This is a genomic window from Mycobacterium shigaense (genome assembly GCF_002356315.1).
In the GTDB taxonomy this organism is placed as follows: Bacteria; Actinomycetota; Actinomycetes; order Mycobacteriales; family Mycobacteriaceae; genus Mycobacterium; species Mycobacterium shigaense.
Genome location: NZ_AP018164.1, coordinates 2,424,422 through 2,441,074 on the forward strand (window position 1 = coordinate 2,424,422; position 16,653 = coordinate 2,441,074).

Sequence of the window (16,653 nt, forward strand, 5' to 3'; positions counted from 1 at the left end):
AGACTACCGCGCGACGATCACCGACGAGCCGTGGCCGAACAGGCCCTGGTTGGCCGTCACGCCGACCGTCGCGTTTTCCACCTGCCGGCCGGTGGCCTGACCGCGCAGCTGCCAGGTCAGCTCGCAGACCTGGGCGATCGCCTGCGCCGGAATGGCCTCGCCGAAGCACGCCAGCCCGCCCGACGCGTTGACCGGCACCTTGCCGCCGATTGTCGTCGCACCGCTGCGCAGCAGCTGCTCGGCCTCGCCCTTGGGGCACAACCCCAGGTGCTCGTACCAGTCGAGCTCCAGCGCGGTGGACAGGTCGTAGACCTCCGCCAGGCTCACGTCTTCGGGCCCGATGCCGGCCTCGGTGTAGGCCGCGTCGAGGATCTGGTCCTTGAACACTCGCTCCGGGGCGGCCACGACGGCGGTGGAATCCGTTGCGATGTCGGGCAATTCGGGCAGGTGCTGCGGGTATTGCGGCGTGACCGTGCTGACCGCACGCACCGACGGCACGCCGTCGAGCGAGCCCAGATGCTTGCGCGCGAAATCGGCGCTGGCCACGATCAGCGCCGCGGCCCCGTCGGAGGTGGCGCAGATGTCGAGCTGGCGCAACGGGTCGGACACCACCGGGCTGGCCAGCACGTCCTCGACCGAGGATTCCTTGCGGTAACGGGCGTTCGGGTTCTGCAGCCCGTGCTGGGAGTTCTTGACCTTGACCTGGGCGAAGTCTTCCGACGTCGCGCCGTAGAGGTCCATCCGGCGGCGCGCCAGCAGCGCGAAGTACACCGGGTTCATCGCGCCGATCAGGTGGAACCGCTGCCAGTCCGGGTCGTTCTTGCGTTCCCCGCCCACCGGGGCGAACGCGCCCTTCGGCGTGGTGTCGGCGCCGATCACCAGGGCCACGTCGCAGAAGCCGGCCAGGATGTGCGCGCGGGCGCTCTGCAGCGCCTGCGAACCGCTGGCACACGCGGCGTAGCTGGAGCTGACGGGAACGCCGTTCCACCCGAGCTTCTGGGCGAACGTCGACCCGGCGATGAAGCCGGGATAGCCGTTGCGGATGGTGTCGGCGCCGGCGACGAGCTGGATCTGGCGCCAGTCCAGCCCGGCCTCGGCCAGCGCCGCGCGCGCGGCAACAACGCCGTATTCGGTGAAGTCGCGGCCCCATTTGCCCCAGGGGTGCATGCCCGCGCCGAGGATGTAGAGCGGTTCGGGAGTACTCATGAGGCGACCTTCCAGGCGTGCACGATGCGCTCGACGCCGTCGTCGTCGGTGAACAGGGTCATGGTGGCCAGCTCCATCTCCATGCCGACCTTCAGGTCGGCGGCCAGCGTGCCCTCGACGACCTTGCCCAGGACGATGATTCCCTCGTCGGCCAGCTCCACCGCGGCGATCGCGAACGGCTCGAACGGGTCCGCGGCCGGGTAGGGCGCGGGCGGCGGGTAGCGGTTTTCGGTGTAACTCCACAACTTTCCCCGGGTCGACAGCGCGACGGACTCCAGCGCGTCGCTGGAGCAGGCTGGATTGGGGCAGTTGTTCTCTCGGGGCGGGAACACATAGGTGCCGCAATCGGGGCACTTGCTGCCGATCAGATGGGGATTTCCGGCTGGATCTGTCGGGTCGGCGGCGAACCAGCCGCCGATCGCGGGTTGTTGACTGGTGACCTCTGGCACTCGGCCAGACTACCCAGCCGAAACGCAAAACTGAAACGTGTTGCAGTTCTGCGGGGGCGGCTCACTCGTCGTACCGGATGCCTAGAGTGAGAGCCGTGCCTGCCGCCACCGCCGCTCCCAGCGAGGAACACACGAAACCGACGCTGATGCTGCTGGACGGCAATTCGCTGGCCTTCCGGGCGTTCTACGCGCTGCCGGCGGAGAACTTCAAGACCCGCAGCGGGCTGACCACCAACGCGGTCTACGGCTTCACCGCCATGCTGATCAACCTGCTGCGCGACGAGGCCCCGACGCACGTCGCCGCGGCGTTCGACGTCTCCCGCCAGACCTTCCGCTCCGAGCGCTATCCCGAGTACAAGGCCAACCGGTCGGCGACGCCCGACGAATTTCACGGCCAGATCGACATCACCAAGGAAGTGCTGAACGCGCTGGGCATCACGGTCCTGGCCGAGCCCGGGTTCGAGGCCGACGACCTGATCGCCACCCTGGCCACTCAGGCCGAGAAGGAGGGCTATCGCGTCCTGGTGGTCACCGGTGACCGCGACTCGCTGCAGCTGGTCAGCGATGACGTGACCGTGCTGTATCCGCGCAAGGGCGTCAGCGAACTGACCCGTTTCACCCCGCAGGCCGTCGTCGAGAAGTACGGGTTGACGCCCACGCAGTATCCCGACTTCGCCGCGCTGCGAGGCGATCCCAGCGACAACCTGCCCGGTATCCCCGGGGTGGGGGAGAAAACCGCTTCGAAATGGATCGTCGAGTATGGCTCGCTGCAGGGGCTGGTCGACAATGTCGACTCGGTGCGCGGGAAGGTCGGCGACGCGCTGCGCGCGCATGTGGCCAGCGTCGTCCTCAACCGGGACCTCACCGAACTGGTCAAGGACGTGCCGCTGGCGCAAACCCCGGACACGCTGCGGATGCAGCCCTGGGATCGCGACCACATCCACCGGCTCTTCGACGACCTGGAGTTCCGGGTGCTGCGCGACCGGCTGTTCGACACCCTCGCCGCCGTCGAACCCGAGGTGGACGAGGGCTTCGACGTGCGCGGCGGCGCGCTGGAGGCCGGTGAGTTGGCCGTGTGGCTGGCCGAGCACAGTTCGGGCCGACGGTTCGGCCTCGCCGTGGTCGGCACCCATTTGGCCTACGACGCCGATGCCACAGCGCTGGCGATTGTCTCGGCCGACGGCGAGGGCCGCTACATCGACACCTCGGCGCTGGATCCCGACGACGAGGCCGCGCTGGCGTCCTGGCTTGCCGACACCGGGCCGCCCAAGGCGCTGCACGAAGCCAAGCTGGCCATGCACGACCTCGCGGGGCGCGGCTGGACGCTAGCCGGTATCACCTCCGATACCGCGCTGGCCGCCTACCTGGTGCGGCCGGGGCAGCGCAGCTTCTCCCTCGACGACCTGTCGCTGCGCTATCTGCGCCGCGAGCTGCGCGCGGAAAGCCCTGAGCAGCAACAACTTTCGCTGCTCGACGATTCCGATGGCGTCGACGACCAGGCGGTGCAGACGCTGATCCTGCGGGCCGTGGCGGTGCTGGATCTTGCCGACGCGCTGGACGAGGAGCTGGCTCGTATCAACTCCACGGCGCTGCTGAGCGGCATGGAGTTGCCGGTGCAGCGGGTGCTGGCGGGTCTCGAGCACGTCGGCATCGCCGTGGACGTGCCGAAACTGACCGAGCTGCAAAGCGATTTCGCGGACCAGATCCGCGACGCGGCCGAGGCGGCCTACGCGGTGATCGGCAAACAGATCAACCTGGGCTCGCCAAAGCAGTTGCAAACGGTGCTGTTCGACGAGCTGGAGATGCCGAAAACCAAGCGCACCAAGACCGGGTACACCACCGACGCCGACGCCCTGCAGTCGCTGTTCGACAAGACCGGGCACCCGTTCCTGCAACACCTGCTCGCCCATCGCGACGCCACCCGGCTGAAGGTGACGGTCGACGGGCTGCTGAATTCCGTGGCCTCCGACGGACGGATCCACACCACGTTCAACCAGACCATCGCGGCCACCGGCCGGTTGTCGTCCACGGAGCCGAATCTGCAGAACATCCCGATCCGCACCGAGGCCGGCCGGCGGATCCGCGACGCGTTCGTGGTCGGCTCCGGTGAGTCGGGGGCCTACGGCGAGTTGATGACCGCCGACTACAGCCAGATCGAGATGCGGATCATGGCGCATCTGTCCAAAGACGAAGGTCTGATCGAGGCGTTCAACACCGGCGAGGATCTGCACTCGTTCGTCGCGTCGCGGGCGTTCGGCGTGCCGATCGAGGAGGTCACTGCCGAGCTGCGCCGCCGGGTCAAGGCGATGTCCTACGGCCTGGCCTATGGTCTGAGCGCCTACGGGTTGTCCGCCCAGCTGAAAATCTCCACCGAAGAAGCCAAAGAGCAGATGGACCAGTACTTCGCCCGGTTCGGCGGTATCCGCGACTACCTGCACCACGTCGTCGAGCAGGCCCGCAAGGACGGGTATACCTCCACGGTTTTCGGCCGCCGGCGTTACCTGCCCGAGTTGGACAGCAGCAACCGCAACGTCCGCGAGGCCGCGGAGCGAGCCGCGCTCAATGCGCCCATCCAGGGCAGTGCGGCCGACATCATCAAGGTGGCGATGATCGAGGTCGACAAGGCGATTACCGAGGCCGGGCTCACCTCGCGCATGCTGCTGCAGGTGCACGATGAATTGCTGTTCGAAGTCGCCCCCGGCGAACGCGAAAAGCTCGAAGCGCTGGTGCGCGAGAAGATGGGCGGCGCCTACCCCCTCGACGTCCCGCTCGAAGTCTCGGTGGGCTATGGCCACAGCTGGGACGACGCGGCGCACTAATCGATCGGGTGGTACGCGCCCGGGGTTTGCGGCGGGTTCGTCTGGGTCACTCCGCAAACGACGACTAGCGGCCGGAACCCAGGAGCCTCATGAACGTAGGCTGGATGATCCCGTTCATCGTCCTCGGCGGGGCGCTGCAGACATGCGGAGCCGCCATGAACGGACAGCTCTACCGGCACATGATCAATCCATGGCTGGCATCGGCGATCTCTTTCGCGCTGATCACCATTTTCTTCGTCGCGGCATTTCTCATCCTGCCGAAGCCGCTGCCCACCGCGAAGGACATCGCATCGATGCCGTGGTGGGCGGTGATCGGCGGGTTGGTCGGGGCCGTCCAGGTCTACGCCGGCCTCACCCTGGTCAATCGGGTCGGCGCCGGGACCTTCATGGGTTTCACCGTCACGTCCGCCCTCATCATGTCTTTGGTGGTCGATCATTTCGGCTGGTTGCGGGTGGATCCGCACCCGATCACCGTGTGGCGGGGCCTGGGTGGCGCGCTCATGGTCTGCGGAGTCGTACTGATTGCCAAGTTTTGATGAATTTTTACCCCGCCGCTGGTCGGCGAACCCCACGCCGTGGCGAGAAATCGCAAGAGAAGTCGCCCTGGCGTTACCGGTGACGTCCATCTGACCAGGCTGCTCGCCGCGGCACGCAGGCCGAGTTTGTCCAGCGTGCGCCCCGTCGAGTAGCCTCAACAGGTAAATCCCGTTTTTTCCCTACGACCAAACCTGTCCGGAGCAACCCAACAACATGCCGAGTCCCACCGTCACCTCGCCGCAAGTAGCCGTCAACGACATTGGCTCGAGCGAGGACTTTCTCGCCGCAATAGACAAAACGATCAAGTACTTCAACGATGGCGACATCGTCGAAGGCACGATTGTCAAAGTGGACCGGGACGAGGTGCTCCTCGATATCGGCTACAAGACCGAAGGGGTCATCCCCGCCCGCGAGCTCTCCATCAAGCACGATGTCGACCCCAATGAGGTCGTTTCCGTCGGTGACGAGGTCGAGGCCCTTGTTCTCACCAAGGAGGACAAAGAAGGCCGTCTGATCCTGTCCAAGAAGCGCGCGCAGTACGAGCGCGCCTGGGGCACCATCGAGGCGCTCAAGGAGAAGGACGAGGCCGTCAAGGGCACCGTCATCGAGGTCGTCAAGGGCGGCCTGATCCTCGACATCGGGTTGCGGGGCTTCCTGCCCGCTTCGCTGGTCGAGATGCGTCGCGTCCGCGATCTGCAGCCGTACATCGGCAAGGAGATCGAGGCCAAGATCATCGAGCTGGACAAGAACCGCAATAACGTGGTGCTGTCGCGGCGCGCGTGGCTAGAGCAGACCCAGTCCGAGGTGCGCAGCGAGTTCCTCAACCAGCTGCAGAAGGGCACCATCCGCAAGGGTGTCGTCTCGTCCATCGTCAACTTCGGCGCGTTCGTCGATCTCGGCGGGGTGGACGGCCTGGTGCACGTCTCCGAGCTGTCCTGGAAGCACATCGATCACCCGTCCGAGGTCGTTCAGGTGGGCGACGAGGTCACCGTCGAAGTGCTCGACGTCGACATGGACCGCGAACGGGTTTCGTTGTCGCTCAAGGCGACTCAGGAAGACCCGTGGCGCCACTTCGCTCGCACCCACGCCATCGGCCAGATCGTGCCCGGCAAGGTCACCAAGCTGGTGCCGTTCGGCGCGTTCGTCCGCGTCGAGGAGGGCATCGAGGGTCTGGTGCACATCTCCGAGCTGGCCGAGCGTCACGTCGAGGTGCCTGACCAGGTCGTCGCCGTCGGCGACGACGCGATGGTCAAGGTCATCGACATCGACCTGGAGCGCCGACGAATCTCGTTGTCGCTCAAGCAGGCCAACGAGGACTACACCGAGGAATTCGACCCGGCGAAGTACGGCATGGCCGACAGCTACGACGAGCAGGGCAACTACATCTTCCCCGAGGGCTTCGACCCCGAAACCAACGAATGGCTGGAAGGTTTCGACGCCCAGCGCAACGAGTGGGAAGCCCGCTACGCCGAGGCCGAGCGCCGGCACAAGATGCACACCGCGCAGATGGAGAAGTTCGCCGCTGCCGAAGCTGCCGGGCACGCCGACGATCGCGCGCCGGGCAACGGTGCGTCCGCGGAAAAGGCTGCGGGCGGGTCGCTGGCCAGCGACGCCCAGCTGGCCGCACTGCGGGAAAAGCTCGCCGGCAACGCCTAACTCCGGATGCTGCGCATCGGGTTGACCGGTGGCATCGGCGCCGGAAAATCGGCGCTGTCCGCCACCTTCGCGGAATGCGGAGGGGTCATCGTCGACGGCGATGTCATTTCCCGTGAGGTCGTGCAGCCGGGCACCGAAGGCCTGGCCTCGCTGGTCGAGGCGTTCGGCGAGGACATCCTGCAGCCGGACGGTTCGCTGGATCGTCCGGCCCTGGCGGCCAAGGCTTTCGCCAGCGAGGAAGCGCGCAAGCAGCTGAACGCGATCGTGCACCCGCTGGTGGGCAAGCGGCGCGCGGAGATCATCGCCTCGGTGCCTGAGGATTCGGTCGTCGTCGAGGACATTCCGCTGTTGGTGGAATCCGGCATGGCGCCGATGTTCCCGTTGGTCGTGGTGGTGCACGCCGACGTCGAGCTGCGGGTGCGCCGGCTGGTCGAGCAACGCGGCATGTCCGAAGACGACGCCCGCGCCCGGATCGCGGCGCAGGCCGACGACGACCAGCGTCGCGCGGTCGCCGACATCTGGATCGACAACTCCGGCAGCCAAGAGGATTTGGTCAAGCGGGCCCGCGACGTGTGGGAGCACCGCATCGTGCCGTTCGCGCACAACGTGGCCGAGCGCAGGATCGTCCGGGCGCCGGCCCGGGTGGTGCCGGCCGACCCGACCTGGCCGGACCAGGCGCGGCGGATTGTTGCCCGGCTCGCGACGGCCTGCGGTCACCTGGCGTTGCGTGTCGACCACATCGGCTCGACCGCGGTGCCCGAATTCGACGCCAAGGACGTCATCGACGTCCAGGTCACGGTCGAGTCGCTGGCCGTGGCGGACGAGCTCGCCGAGGCGCTGCTCGGCGCCGGATACCCGCGCTGGGACCACATCACCGAGGACACCGCCCGCTCCGACGCGCGCAGCACGGTCGCCGACTATGATCACCGCGACGATGCAGCCCTATGGCGCAAGAGGATTCACGCCTCGGCGGATCCCGGCCGGCCCACCAACGTGCACCTCCGGGTGAACGGCTGGCCCAACCAGCAGTTCGGCCTGTTGTTCGTCGACTGGCTGGCCGCGAACCCGCAGGAGCGTGCGGGCTATCTGGACGTCAAGCGCGCCGCGGAAGGCGACGCCGGCGGTGACATCGCCTCCTACGCCGGAGCCAAGGAGCCGTGGCTTGCCGACGCCTACCGAAGGGCCTGGGATTGGGCCGATTTCACCGGCTGGCGGCCCTAGCTCGGACCGGGCAATGGAACGCCGCACTGCAGCGCACCGTTGTTGGGATCGGTGTTGCCCGCGACCGGCCTGACCATCTGGTCGACCTGGGCGAAAACGTTGTCGTCCACGTCGATCTCACAGTGAACGTTCGCGGCGTAGGGGAAATGAAGCACGATCCGCAGCCCCGCCTGCCCGGGATCCGGTAACACGGTGTTGGCCTCGAACACGTTGCCGGGCATCGACGGAAGGTTCGTGGTGTTCGTCTGGCCGCCGTTAATCACGAAGGTGGCCTGACTGCCTGTCGTCAGCGCATCGATACGGGCGCGGTAGGTGATGTTGTGCAGGTCGGCGTGCGCGGTCGCCGGGATCAACTGCGAAACGGCCGCGATCACCGTCACGGCAACAACCGGCAGCCACCTGCGGACGTCGAAGCTCATGACTGGTGAGATTACGCCCCGTACCGCGGGTCTCACCAGCGACTACGGCCGGCAGAGGGGGCACCGGAACGCCGTGCGGCACCCGCCCGGCCGCGTGCCAGCCGGGTGCCGCAGCGCGGGGCCGCGAAAGCAGCGCCCGGTGACGCGCCGGCCGACTTCCAGGTCGGGCAGTTCAGGCACGCAGCTTCGCGATCCGCTTGATCGGCTCGTTCAGTGACCGGGCGTGCCGGTACATCTCCCTCCACGGATCGCGTTGCTCGGCCAGGCGTTTGGGAATGTCGCGGATCGTGAAGCGGTCTGGCCGCAGACCGCGCGTGTCCAATTCATCCCATTCCAGCGGGGTGGCCACCGGCGCCCGGGCCCGGGCCCGCACCGAATACGGCGCGACCGCCGTCTGGGCGTAGGCGTTTCGCATGATGTCGAGGTACACCCGCCCGCCGCGGTTGCCCTTGCGGGCTTCGAGGGTGCGGTGGCCGGGGTCGTCTGCCACGACGACTTCGGCGATGTCGCGAGCGAATTGGCGGATGGTGTCGAAATCGGTGTCGGCGCGCAGCGGCGTCACGACGTGCAGTCCCCGCGAGCCGGTCGTCTGCACATAGCAGGCCAGTCCCAGATCGTCCAGCACCGCCGCCGTCGCGCGGGCGGTCGCACGCACCACCGCGAAATCGCGGTCGGGCGGGTCGAAGTCGAAAACGAGCCGGTCCGGGTGGTGCAGCCGGTCGCGCCGCGACTGCCACACGTGCAGGGTTATGCAGCCCTGGTTGGTCAGCCAGCGCAGCGCCTCCGGGCATTCGACCAGCGGATGCACCAGGGTGCCGCCTTCCTTGGTGACCTCCACGCCCGCCATCCAGTCCGGCAGTACCTCCGCGAAATCCTGTTGCACGAAGCCCTTTTCGCCGATGCCACGCGGAAACCGCTGTACGCTGATCGGGCGGTCCCGCAGCTGGGGAAGCATCGCGTCGGCCGCGGCGGCGTAGTAGTCGACGAGGTCCTGCTTGGTGATTCCATCCTTCGGAAACAGCACCCGATCCGGATGCGTGATCTCGACGTCGATGCCGCGCATCAGTACGTCTCCCGTACCACGTCCGCGGCGTCCTTGTCGGTCCGCAGACCCTGGTAGCGCGGGTGACGCAGCTTGCCGTCGCGGGTCCATTCGGTGAATCCGATTTGGGCCACCAGCTGCGGGCGCACCCAGCGAGCGCCGTTCTCGCGCAACAAACCTCGGGTGAACGGCGGTGCATCCTGCTCGATGGGAGTCAGGCGCTCGTGCAGGTTACGCAGCGTGGCCTCGTCGAAACCGGTACCGACCTTACCGGCGTACACGAAGTCGCGGCCGTCGTAATAGCCGAGCAGCAACGCGCCCAACTCTATTCGGCTGCCTCTCGGGCTGGTGTAGCCGCCGACGACGAATTCTTGGTCGCGAACGCGTTTGAACTTCAACCAGTCTTTCGAGCGACCGGCCGCATACGTCGAGTCGGCCCGCTTGGCGATGACGCCTTCGTCGCCGCGCCCGCATGCCGCCGCATAGGCTCCGATGCCGTCCTCGACGCGATGCGCCGTGTAGCGCAGCGGGTCTTCGAATCTGATTGCACTGCGCAGCAAGCGTTTACGCCATTGCAGCGGAATGTCCATCGTCGAGCTGCCGTCCAGGTGCAGCACGTCGAACAGGTAGTAGTACACCCGGATGTGCGACGCCCGCGCCTCGTCGGGGTCGATGATGCCCAGCCGGCCCTGCAGCCGCGCGAAGCTGGTGCGGCGTCCCTGGAAAGCGACGACTTCGCCGTCGACGACGAACCGGGACGTGTGCTGGGCGGTAAGGGCGTCGACCAATTCCGGGTAGGTTCCGTTGAGCGGCTTCCGGTTTCGCGATAGCAGTCGCACGCGGTCGCCGTCTCGGAATGCCAGGCAACGCATCCCGTCGAATTTACGCTCGAAGATCCACTGTGGGTCGCGGAATCGTTTGTCGGTCAGGGTGGCCAGGGTGGGGGCCAGCCACTCGGGCACCGGCTCGTCGCGCAGGGCGGCGCGCACCGGGCCGGGCAGGTCGGCGAGGCCGGTCATGCCTCGTCCAGGTCATCCGAAGTGGGCCCGGATCGCACCGATTCGGGCCGGGTCTGCACGACTTTGCGCCGGGGGTCGGCCGCCTCGTCGTTGCGTTTGATCAGCAGCCAGGTTTCGTCCCGGCCCTCCCGGATGCGGGTGAAGCCGCCGCCGAGTTTCTCGCCGTGCAGCCGGAAAGACAGGTGGCCGCGGGCAAGGCCTTCGCCCATCGCCCGCTGGGTCCCGTTGGCGTAGGTGCCGCGGTCCCAGACGATGACGCCGCCGGCGTCGAGCTCGCCATCGGGGATCTCCCCTTCGAACGTCGCAAATTCCAGCGGGTGATCCTCGGCGCGGTGCGCCATTCGCCGGTCCCGGGGGTTCGTCGACGGGTCGCTGGATATCGCCCAGGACGCCAGCACGCCGTCGATCTCGAGTCGAAGGTCATAGTGGTCACCGCCGGCCGTGTGGTGATGGATGACGAAGAGCGCCCCGCTGTCACTGCCGCGGCGTTTGCGGCCCAGCCGCCCGCGCGGTCCGAGGTGCGGCCCGGATCGCCGTTCCCGCCGGTACTCGCTCAAAGGCATACGGGAGAGTTACCCCAGCGCCGGGGCGAGAAACTGAGCCGCACTGCGGCTAGGCCCCGCGCCAGTGAAGTTCGATGCCCTTGGTCTGCAGCCAGCGTTGCAGGTCATAGCCGTTGCGAGCCAGGCCGTCGACGGCGTCCACCGCGCGCGTCACCGCCTGCTCGGCGGCCTTCGGCGTCAGCAGGCCGTGCCGGACCGCCTCGAGCAACTCGTCGACGTCGGCCAGCACCGCCCCCGAGCCGGTACGGACCTCGATGTCGAGGTAATGATCCTCGGAGCGCCAGATGTCCTGGCCCGGCGTGTATTCGCCGACATCGAGGTAGTAATCGTGATCCCGCTCGTGGCCCGGGTTGTAGTGAAACACCGTGGCGCGCAACCCCAGTGGCGGCAGCAGCCAGGATTCGAGGTAGTGGAACTGGACGCGGCCCGGCGTGGGCCGGGCCAGATAGAGCCCCCACGGCCGCACCACGTACTCGTCGACGGCGCGCACGATGCCCTTCGGGTCGGTGTTGGTGCGGGCCACCACATCAAAGGTTTCGTGCTTGGGCGGATGGATCATCTCACCTCGGTTCAACGACGCAGCCGGACTTTCCATCGGACAAAGCCGAAATAGAGCAGCGACAGCGCGGCCAGCATGCCCATGTCGAGCAGCCACACCTTCGTGGTGTGCTCCCAGAATCGGTCCTGGGCGACCACCGTGTCGGGGACCAGGTGCCGGACGTCGACCGTCGACGTCGCCGCGGCGTAGCCCCACCGCGCGGGCATGGCGAACGAGAGTTGGTCGAGCCCGAGGCGGCCGGTCACGGGGACCATCCCGCCGCACAGCACCAGCTGCGCCATCACCGCCACCACGAACAGCGGCATGATCTGCTCGCTGGAGCGGACCAGCGACGAAATCGCCAAGCCGAGAATCGCGGACGCCACGCAGGTCGCCGCGACGGTCGCGAACAGCTCGACGGTGGCCGCGACGGTCCCGTGGCCCAGCAGCAGGCCGCCCCGGGTCGGCGTGCTCTTGCCGATCACCACGATCGCGGTGATGATGGCCGACTGCACGACCGCGAAGCCGCAGAACACCGCCGTCTTGGCCAGCAGGTACGCCGTGGTGGACAGGCCGACCGCCTGTTCGCGCTGGAAGATCGCGCGCTCACCCACCAGGTCGCGGATCGTCAGCGCGGTGCCCATGAATGCCGCGGCGGGCATGAGCAGGGCCAGTATCTGGGCGGATTCATCGGGCGTGCCGGCACGGGGGCCGGGGAGATGGAATCCGTTCGAGCCCGGCACCGTCAGCGACAGCGACCCCAGGATGAACGGCAACAACGCCAGGAAGACGAAATAGGCACGATCGGACACCACCAGCCGGACCTGTCTGCGGGCGATCGTCGAGATCTGGCGCCGCAGGCTGGTGTGCACGGGTTCGCCGAGGTCGCTCGGCTCGCTCGGCGGTGCGGGCTTCGGGCGCTTCTGCGCCTCGCTCTGCTCCAGGAAGCGCCGATTGGCTTCCTCGGGGTCGGCGCCCACCTGGGTGAAGATCTTGGCCCAGTTGGTGGTGCCCATCGCTTCACCGATCTGGTCCGGCGGCCCGCTGTAGGCGGTCTTGCCGCCCGGCGCGACCAGCAGCAGCTGGTCGCAGATGTCCAGGTAGGACAGCATGTGCGTCACCACGATCACCACGCGGCCAGCGTCGGCGAGCTGGCGCAGCATCATCATCACCTGGTGGTCCAGGGCGGGATCCAGCCCCGAGGTGGGCTCGTCGAGGATCAGCAGCGACGGACCGGTGAGCAACTCGAGGGCCACCGAGGCGCGTTTGCGCTGACCGCCGGAGAGCTTGTCGACGCGGGTGTCGGCGTGCTTGGTCAGCTCGAGTTCCTCGAGCACCTGCGCGACCACCCTGGCGCGGTCGGCCTTGCTGGTGTCGGGGGGCAGCCGCAGCTCGGCGGCATAGCCCAGCGCCTGGTTGACGGTCAGCTGCCGGTGCACGACGTCGTCCTGGGGGACCATTCCGATCCGGCTGCGCAGCGACGCGTATTCGGAGTGAATGTTGTGGCCCGCGAAGGTGACTGAGCCCGAGGTGGGCGTCGTGTATCCGGCGATCAGGCGGGCGAGGGTGCTCTTCCCGGCCCCCGATCCGCCGATGACGGCGGTCAGCGTCCCGGGCCGCGCGGTCAGCGAGATGTTGTCCAGCAGTTGTCTTCCGTTGTCGACGACGTACTTGACGTCGCGTACCTCGAGGCCGCCGGTGCGGGTGGCGGCGTCGGCGCCCTGCACCAGCGTGCCGCCCCGGAACAGCAGATCGACGTTGCCGATGGTGACGACGTCGTCCTCGGTCAGGATCGCCGAGCCGACCCGAGTGCCGTTGACGAACGTCCCGTTGATGCTCGTGTCGCGGATCTCGGTGCCTAGCGGCGTCGGGATCAGCGTCGCGTGCTGGCGTGAGGCCAGGACGTCGGAGACGACGATGTCGCTTTCGGCGGCGCGGCCGATCGTGAGCGCGCCGGCGGTGCCGGCCGCCGACGACGAGCGCGGCGAGAGCAACTTGACGAATCTCGTTCCGAGGTTGGACACATCGGCCGTTTTGGCGTCGATCATGGTGATCTCGGTCGGCGGTGTCGCCTCCCGTGGAGCCACGGCCGGTCCATCGGCGGGCGGCGCGGGCTGCGACCTGGCCGGCGACCCGGCGTTGACCACGGTGAGCTCGTCGGGCGGAACGCCCGGAGGGTGCGGCGGTGTCCGTACGGGCGGTATCCGCGGTGGCGGCGGCGCGTTTCGTGGCGGCGGCGGACCGGAAGGCCTGGGTGGGCCCGGCAGTTGCGGGCCGCGGGGTGGCTGCCGCGGCGGCGCGGCCCGCGGCGGGGCGGGATTCGGCCCACTCCTGGTGTGAATCGTGGGCTGGCTCACGGTATTGCGCGCGTAGGGCTGCTCGGGCAGCGCGGACCAGGCGACCGTGGGCGGACCGGCGTCGGCCGTCGACCTGCTCCGCAGCGGGCGGTCGGTGCGGCCCTGCTCCGGGCCGATCGCGAAGGTCAACCGAGGTCCCTGGGGGTTGCCGACGTGGATGCTCTGCCCGTCGTGGATGTCGATGACCGGCATTCGGTACCCGTTCAGGTAGGTCCCGTTCAGCGAACCGTTGTCGATCGCCAGCCACCGGCCCTGATCAAAGCGCAGGATCAGGTGGGCGCGGGATATCCGCGGGTCGGGGATCCGCAGATCGGCATGCGCATCCCGCCCCACGACCACCTCGTGGCCTGCGGCGAAAGAACGTTGGGACCCGTCGTGCCGGATTGTCAGGACAGGAGGAGCGGGTCGACTCACTACTCAAGTATCGGCCGTTTCGACAGTGCTCCCCATCGGACTCGCCTGTGACTTGGCTTTGCGTCGGTCCGGGCATTCAAAGCCCCTTCATAGTGTGGGGCGGTTTCCCGCCTACGCGCATCGGGCATGATTCGAACGTAGGGGTGTGGGAGGGGATCAGTCCGGGACGCCCGTCGCGGAATTTTCGGCGTGCCCAGACGACGGCAACGAAGCCGCGTCCCGATGCGCGTGCCCCGGGGATCGCGCATCGGATCAAGCCGGCGCGACGCCCGCATGGCACAGCCGAGACACGAGGGGGAGCCACACATGGATGAGCGAAGGGCCCAACCCCGGCGCCTCAGCGCGGGGCGGCGGCTGCTGAGCAACCCACGGCTGGCCCGTCAGGCGTTGCGCGCCGGCTTTCAATCACTTCCGTCCGCGACGGTCAACCACCTGCTTCACCGGGTGCCGCCGGTCGCCTCGAATCCTGGCCCGCAGCAGCCGAATTCGGCTGCTGACCGAAACCGGGGCACCGCACCGAGCGCGATGGCCAACGGCGCCTCCTTCGCCGGCTACACGATCTTGCGCCCCCTGGGCGCGGGCGGGATGGCCAAGGTCTATCTGGCCTTGCATCCCCGCCTGCCGCGCCGCGACGTGATCAAGGTGCTCGCCGAGGCCGTCACCGCCGACCCGGAATTCCGCGAAAGGTTCAACCGGGAGGCCGATCTGGCCGCGACGCTGTGGCATCCGCATATCGTCGGCGTCCACGACCGCGGCGAGTTCAGCGGTCACCTGTGGATCTCCATGGACTACGTCGAGGGCACCGACGCCTCGCGACTTGTCAAGGAGCGCCACTCCGACGGCATGCCGATCCACGAGGTACGCGGCATCCTGCAGGCTGTCGGGGCGCGCTCGATTACGCCCACGATCGTGGCCTGCTGCACCGCGACGTCAAGCCCGCCAACATCCTGCTCACCCATCCCGAGGACGGGGAACGCCGAATCGTGTTGGCGGACTTCGGCGTTGCGCGCCACCTCGGTGACATCAGCGGTATCACCGAGACCAATGTCGCGGTGGGAACGGTCGCCTACGCGGCTCCCGAGCAGCTGGCGGGTGCCAACATCGACGGCCGGGCCGACCAATACGCTTTGGCGGCAACGGCTTTCCACCTGCTGACCGGTGCGCCCCCCTTCCAGCATTCCAACCCGATCGCCGTGATCAGCCAGCATCTGCATCAGGATCCGCCCCGGCTCAGCGATTTCCGTCCGGAGCTGGCGCACCTCGACGACGTGTTCCGCAGGGCCCTCGCCAAACGGCCCGAGGACCGCTTTGAGCGGTGCCGCGCGTTCGCGGCCGCCGTCAGCGACGCGGGCGACGGGGTTGCCGAGTCCGGTGCCCGGCAGACGCCGGCTGCGGTCCCGTCACATCGCCGGCGCGGGGTCCGCGGCCTTGCCGCTGCGATGTACCACCGGTATTCGTCACGAACCCGGTGGGCGACCGCGCTGGTGTGCGCGGTGCTGATCGCCGTGGCCGCGACCTGGTCGGTGCTGTACTCGTTCCAGCCCGACGCTTCGCAGCCCAACCCCGCGCTCGCCTCCGAACCGTCCGCGCCCAGTCCGAGCGCCGCGCCGGCCCGGCCGGGCGGTCCGGTGCTCAACGGCACCTACCAGCTGACCTACGACCAGAGCAAACGGACCACCAACGGCGTGGCGCTCCGGCAGGACGGGGTCGACACCAACTGGTGGGCGTTCCGCTCTGCCTGCACGACCAACGGGTGCGCGGCCAGCGGCACCCAGCTGGACGACGCCACGCACCAGACGGCGAGCACCACCGATGGTGGCCAGTCCGACACGCTGCGTTTCATCGCCGGGTATTGGCAGGGCGCGCCGCAACAGGAGCGCCTCGGCTGTGTCCAGCCGAGCGGGCAGGTCCGGGCCACCCAGCAGGAGACCGTCGCGTGGTCGCTGGCTCCGCAGGCCGACGGCACGCTGCGCGGCACCGAGACCCAGACCGTGACGACCAACGAGTGCGGCGCCCAAGGTGCCGTGGTGCGCACCCCCGTGTTCGCGACCCGCGTCGGTGACGTGCCGCCCGGCGTGACGCTGCCCGACCCCACGCAGGCCCTCAATACCTCGACGACGCCGGCCCACCCGGCGTCGCCGGTACTCGGCGGGGTCTGCAGCGACGCCAACAAGCTCGCCTACGACCCGACCAACAACGAGCAGGTCGTCTGCGAGGGCAAGGCCTGGGCCAAGGCGCCCATCACGGGCGGGGTGCACGCGGTCGGAAGCTCGTGCGACCGGCCTGGCACCTCGGTGTTCGCGATGTCCACCTCGAACGACGGCTACCTGCTGCAATGCGATCCGGTCAGCCGGTTGTGGACCAGGCCCGACCGGATATGCAACGGCCGGCGCCGAGCCACTTGTCGGTGAAC

The 16,653-nt window shown here is 68.1% G+C and carries 12 protein-coding genes and 1 pseudogene; 5 read left to right on the forward strand and 8 right to left on the reverse strand.

The window, feature by feature from the left end; all coding sequences use genetic code 11:
• Window positions 1–3: 3 nt before the first annotated feature.
• Together MSG_RS11310 and MSG_RS11315 are read right to left on the reverse strand one after the other, a co-directional pair.
• On the reverse strand, window positions 4–1,206 hold the full coding sequence (locus MSG_RS11310) for a lipid-transfer protein (RefSeq protein WP_096439646.1): 1,203 nt from the start codon (window positions 1,204–1,206) through the stop codon (window positions 4–6).
• Window positions 1,203–1,655 carry a Zn-ribbon domain-containing OB-fold protein gene (locus tag MSG_RS11315; protein WP_096439648.1) on the reverse strand — a complete coding sequence of 151 codons (453 nt, stop codon included), beginning with the start codon at window positions 1,653–1,655 and terminating at the stop codon, window positions 1,203–1,205. Before MSG_RS11315 ends, MSG_RS11310 begins: the two co-directional genes overlap by 4 nt.
• Window positions 1,656–1,732: 77 nt before the next feature.
• Between MSG_RS11315 and polA the strand changes: the two genes are divergently transcribed.
• From polA to coaE, 4 genes are all read left to right on the forward strand, one after another.
• Window positions 1,733–4,474: a DNA polymerase I gene (gene polA / locus MSG_RS11320; RefSeq protein WP_096439650.1), complete on the forward strand. Its 2,742-nt coding sequence runs from the start codon at window positions 1,733–1,735 to the stop codon at window positions 4,472–4,474.
• Window positions 4,475–4,563: 89 nt separating this feature from the next.
• Window positions 4,564–5,010: a DMT family transporter gene (locus MSG_RS11325; RefSeq protein WP_096439652.1), complete on the forward strand. Its 447-nt coding sequence runs from the start codon at window positions 4,564–4,566 to the stop codon at window positions 5,008–5,010.
• Between the two features lie 214 nt (window positions 5,011–5,224).
• On the forward strand, window positions 5,225–6,667 hold the full coding sequence (gene rpsA / locus MSG_RS11330) for a 30S ribosomal protein S1 (protein ID WP_096439654.1): 1,443 nt from the start codon (window positions 5,225–5,227) through the stop codon (window positions 6,665–6,667).
• A gap of 6 nt (window positions 6,668–6,673) precedes the next feature.
• Window positions 6,674–7,888 carry a dephospho-CoA kinase gene (gene coaE, locus MSG_RS11335; RefSeq protein WP_096439656.1) on the forward strand — a complete coding sequence of 405 codons (1,215 nt, stop codon included), beginning with the start codon at window positions 6,674–6,676 and terminating at the stop codon, window positions 7,886–7,888.
• On the opposite strand, the gene MSG_RS11340 is transcribed toward coaE, so the two are convergent.
• From MSG_RS11340 to MSG_RS11365, 6 genes are all read right to left on the reverse strand, one after another.
• Window positions 7,885–8,307 (reverse strand): hypothetical protein, encoded by a 423-nt coding sequence (locus tag MSG_RS11340; RefSeq protein ID WP_096439658.1) that lies wholly within the window; start codon window positions 8,305–8,307, stop codon window positions 7,885–7,887. The two genes, coaE and MSG_RS11340, sit on opposite strands and share 4 nt — an antisense overlap.
• 172 nt (window positions 8,308–8,479) lie before the next feature.
• The gene (ligD, locus tag MSG_RS11345) at window positions 8,480–9,370 is read right to left on the reverse strand and encodes a non-homologous end-joining DNA ligase (protein ID WP_096439659.1); all 891 of its coding nucleotides are present in this window, start codon (window positions 9,368–9,370) and stop codon (window positions 8,480–8,482) included.
• On the reverse strand, window positions 9,370–10,368 hold the full coding sequence (gene ligD, locus MSG_RS11350; protein ID WP_096439660.1) for a non-homologous end-joining DNA ligase: 999 nt from the start codon (window positions 10,366–10,368) through the stop codon (window positions 9,370–9,372). The genes ligD (MSG_RS11345) and ligD (MSG_RS11350) overlap by 1 nt, the downstream gene beginning before the upstream one ends.
• The gene (locus MSG_RS11355) at window positions 10,365–10,931 is read right to left on the reverse strand and encodes a DNA polymerase ligase N-terminal domain-containing protein (protein WP_096439662.1); all 567 of its coding nucleotides are present in this window, start codon (window positions 10,929–10,931) and stop codon (window positions 10,365–10,367) included. The genes ligD (MSG_RS11350) and MSG_RS11355 overlap by 4 nt, the downstream gene beginning before the upstream one ends.
• A gap of 49 nt (window positions 10,932–10,980) precedes the next feature.
• Window positions 10,981–11,421: a DUF402 domain-containing protein gene (locus tag MSG_RS11360; protein ID WP_096444368.1), complete on the reverse strand. Its 441-nt coding sequence runs from the start codon at window positions 11,419–11,421 to the stop codon at window positions 10,981–10,983.
• An 80-nt stretch (window positions 11,422–11,501) separates the two neighbouring features.
• Complete coding sequence (locus tag MSG_RS11365; RefSeq protein ID WP_096439664.1) at window positions 11,502–14,240, reverse strand: ATP-binding cassette domain-containing protein; 2,739 nt, start codon at window positions 14,238–14,240, stop codon at window positions 11,502–11,504.
• Window positions 14,241–14,546: 306 nt separating this feature from the next.
• Here MSG_RS11365 and MSG_RS25845 point away from each other — a divergent pair.
• Window positions 14,547–16,651 (forward strand): annotated as a pseudogene (locus MSG_RS25845) (serine/threonine-protein kinase).
• The last annotated feature ends 2 nt before the right edge of the window (window positions 16,652–16,653 follow it).